Raw genomic sequence first — 3,699 nt, forward strand, 5'->3', positions numbered from 1 at the left:
CAAACTTTTTATACGCCAACGTCTCTTGTGAAAAACTAACTTCTTAATATGCAATTCAAGAGAAGTTTCAGCGAACACAAACCATTCTTTATCCCCAAATTTCATGTCTTCGATTTCAGCTATAGAAAATAGCTCTATCACTTTGCTCGTAATCGTTAGCGGAAGCTCCTGAGAGCTGCGGAGATGCACGTTCTACTGTCAACGAATACTAATTTGTCGATTGAGCTATGGTCAAGCGCTTACCGCAAGGATGAAATATAATAAGTCTCTTTACTGGAAAAAATTTAGGGAATGAATGACATTGATTTGCATTTTTACTTGTCGCATTGATTTGATCTATTTCATGCAAGATATGTTTATAGCTCGGAAGCACTCGAGTTTTTTACTGTGGGATTGTTTCTATAAATTCGTGTGAGTCCAAGCCGTAATTTTTTTCCTAGATTTTAGATATTGGTAAACATCAGTGGTGTTGATTGCCACGAAAAATGATTTAGAGAGGGTATGAAATTGTCAGAATGTGTTGACCAATGACCGCAGGGTGTCAGATTATCTGAGCCTTCAGATAAGGCTCTTTATGCGGTCGTTAAAATAAAGCGGGCGGAGAGTTTTCGTAGAACTCTCCGCCCTTTTTGCTTTCGGGGTTACAGCCCCTTTAACCGGAGTGATCATGATATGGTCCGTTGCGGTTGATCTCAAGCAAATTCAGCAGCAGGGCAAAAATTTTCGTTGGCCCCGTCCGGACTCCTGCCCACGTTGTCACCAGTGGCGGATCTGGGGCCACGGTTACGCGCTGCGCTACTTCGCTGGTTTTGCTGAGGCCCTGCCGATGAAATGCTATCGTTGTCCTTTGTGCCGTTGTGTCATCACCGCACGTCCTGCCGATTATTTCCCCCGGATCCGTAGCTGTATAGCGGTTATTGTCACCTGCTTGACTCATCGCGTTCATCAGGGACGTTGGCCCCCTCTGGCGTTCCCGCGCTCCCGCTTGCGCCACTGGCTGCTGAATTTGAAACAACAGATTCAGATTCATCTGACCAACACCTGGTCCAAAGGACTGCTTCAGGGCTACGACCAATTGCTGACACGCCGTCTGATCCCGGTCGCCCGCGTCAGTTAAATTGACCAGGCCGGTGCTTTTTGGGCACCCCAGTGGTATCTGCTCTGGTAGGTGGTGCTCCTGCTGATGTAGAGGTTGGCAAACCCTTGCCAGCAGGAGATCTTATGACAGAACAGCAGAAACAAGAGGTGGCCGTCTTCCGCTACGGCCTGATTGCCGAGTTCGTCGGCGCGACACGCCTGGATCGCGGGGAGCGGGAGGCCCTGCTACAGGAGAAGTGCGCGCGCAAATGGCAGATTCCTCAGAGCGGCCGGACCCGGGTCAGCCGCAGTACCCTGATTCGCTGGATTACCCGTTACCTGGAACAGGGACAACGACTGGAAGCTCTTTATCCCCAGGATCGTAACGATCAGGGACAGACCCGCGCCATTGACGAGGAAACTGGTCTGGCCCTGATCGCCTTGCGCAAAGAGATGCGCAAAATGCCCGTTCCGGAACTCACCCGGATACTCCATCAGCGCCAGTTGGTCAACGGCGGACGGTCTGTCAGCTTAAGTTCGGTGTACCGCTTTTTGCGTCAGCACAAACTGATGGCTGCTGACGAAGCACCACAGGCGGACCGGCGCAAGTTTGAAGCCGAACTGCCCAACGACCTGTGGCAATCGGACATTCTCCATGGGCCGGTGCTCGACTGTGACGGCAAACGCCGCAAGTGTTATCTGATCGCTTTTATTGACGATCACTCCCGCCTGATTCCACACGCTGCGTTTTATCCATCCGAATCCCTGGCCTGCTTCCAGGATGCTTTTTACCAGGCCTTGAGTAGACGCGGATTGCCACGCAAGCTGTATGTCGATAATGGTTCCGCGTATCGTTCCCGGCAGCTTGAATATACCTCGGCAGCTTTAGGAATTGCCCTGATCCACGCTAAACCCTACCAGCCCCAAGGAAAAGGTAAAATTGAACGCTATCTGCGCACCGTGCGCACCCAGTTCTTACCCGGCTTCAAAGGGCAGAGTCTGCAAGAGATTAACGTCGCCTTCAGTGCCTGGCTGGATGACCAGTACCACCAGCGTCCCCATGGGTCCACCGGACAGACGCCCCACAAACGGTTCGCTGCCGGGCTGCATTGCCTGCGTTCAGCGCCTGCGAACCTCAGTGATTATTTTCGTAAAACCGTCTATCGCCGGGTCAACAAGGATCGTTCCATCGTTATTGACAAACGTCTGTACGAAGGTCCGGTCGATCTGATCGGCCACCGGGTCGAACTGCTTTATCATGAACGCACCCCAGAGCAGGTCGAGATTCGCCACCAGGGGCAGTCTTATGGAGTGCTCAAGCTCATTGATCTGCATGTCAATGCCCGGGTCAAACGCGACAAGAACGGTCAGATCGAACTGTTTGGCACAAGTACGCCACACAGCGGCCAAGTATGGGAGGGCTGATCATGGATGTGTGTCGTCATACGTTTGGATTGAGTAAAAACCCCTTTGGTGCCGACCTGCCGCGTAAAGACATCCTGGTGACGCCGGTCATCACCGCCACCAAAGAGCGAATCGATTACGCCGTGCACATGGGTGGTGTTGCTCTGATCACCGGCGACATCGGCAGCGGCAAGTCAACCATCCTGCGCTACTTGATCGGTGGCCTGCACCCTGCCGAATACCAGGTGATTGCCGTGACCGCCTGCTCCGGGTCGATCCTCGAACTCTACCGCCAGATCCTCGCCGCGTTGGGCATTACCAAGGCCGGTGCTTCACGGGCCATGATGGCGTACCGGATTAAACAGCAGATTCTTGATCTGGTCACCGGCAAGAAGATGAAAACCCTGCTGGTCATCGACGAAGCGTCCCTCTTACGCCTCGATGTCTTTGCCGAGCTCCACACCTTGACTCAGTTCGAGCAGGATTCCAAACCTTACCTGCCGGTCATTCTCGCCGGTCAGGCCAACCTGGTGGACAACCTCAGCTACCGTGCCAGCAAGCCTCTGGCTTCACGGGTCGTCACTCGCTGCCACCTGGCCGGTATCGATCGCTGTGCCATGGAAAACTATCTGCGCCATCACCTGCAGATTGCCGGCTGTGACCGCATGCTGTTTGAGGAGGCTGCCGTGACCGCTGTTCATCAAGGTTCAGGAGGACTTTATCGCAAAGCCAACTTCATGGCCCGGGGCGCACTCATTGTTGCTGCCAGAAACGAGTCAAGCGTGGTGACCGCCGAGCATGTCCAGGCAGCCAGTACGGAAATATTTTAAGCGAGGTATTACGATGAATATCTACGAGGATCAGAATACTGAAACGACCTTCGATGAGTTAACGGCCCTGGTGGAACAACTGGTGATGAGTCTGATGGCGGCCAGCCTGCGGAACATCATCAACACGCATCAAGCGTACCAGGATATGGCTGATTCCAGATCACATCCGAAGGAAGAAGAACCTTTTTAACACTACCACCGTGACCGGCGAGTGCCGGTCACGGTGTGACAAAAGTCCATTGATGTGACAATCTATCTAATGGTTCCATATAGTTAGACAATCTATGACCATTTACTGGGGCAAACAACAACAGTGCGCAAGGCAAAGGATTAGATGACTATCGTCTTTTGATGCAAAAATGCTTTGGAGAGGCATATCGGGCTTTAA

The 3,699-nt window shown here is 52.5% G+C and carries 4 protein-coding genes; all 4 read left to right on the forward strand.

What is annotated here, in order from left to right; translation table 11 throughout:
- The first annotated feature begins 667 nt into the window (after window positions 1-667).
- On the forward strand, window positions 668-1,117 hold the full coding sequence (locus tag AC6F7T_RS06010) for a hypothetical protein (protein ID WP_500717095.1): 450 nt from the start codon (window positions 668-670) through the stop codon (window positions 1,115-1,117).
- A gap of 104 nt (window positions 1,118-1,221) precedes the next feature.
- A complete protein-coding gene (locus AC6F7T_RS06015; RefSeq protein WP_500717096.1) occupies window positions 1,222-2,502 on the forward strand; it encodes a DDE-type integrase/transposase/recombinase in 1,281 nt (426 codons plus the stop codon).
- Between the two features lie 2 nt (window positions 2,503-2,504).
- Window positions 2,505-3,311: an AAA family ATPase gene (locus AC6F7T_RS06020; protein WP_500717097.1), complete on the forward strand. Its 807-nt coding sequence runs from the start codon at window positions 2,505-2,507 to the stop codon at window positions 3,309-3,311.
- A gap of 13 nt (window positions 3,312-3,324) precedes the next feature.
- Window positions 3,325-3,501 carry a hypothetical protein gene (locus AC6F7T_RS06025; RefSeq protein ID WP_191158003.1) on the forward strand — a complete coding sequence of 59 codons (177 nt, stop codon included), beginning with the start codon at window positions 3,325-3,327 and terminating at the stop codon, window positions 3,499-3,501.
- Window positions 3,502-3,699 lie beyond the last annotated feature (198 nt).

The sequence above is a fragment of the Pelovirga sp. genome, assembly GCF_059864205.1.

Excerpts from the sequence above, each read along its gene's own strand:
- AC6F7T_RS06010 (WP_500717095.1), top strand. The coding sequence starts at position 668 with ATGATATGGTCCGTTGCGGTTGATCTCAAGCAAATTCAGCAGCAGGGC.
- AC6F7T_RS06015 (WP_500717096.1), top strand. The coding sequence starts at position 1,222 with ATGACAGAACAGCAGAAACAAGAGGTGGCCGTCTTCCGCTACGGCCTG.
- AC6F7T_RS06020 (WP_500717097.1), top strand. The coding sequence starts at position 2,505 with ATGGATGTGTGTCGTCATACGTTTGGATTGAGTAAAAACCCCTTTGGT.
- AC6F7T_RS06025 (WP_191158003.1), top strand. The coding sequence starts at position 3,325 with ATGAATATCTACGAGGATCAGAATACTGAAACGACCTTCGATGAGTTA.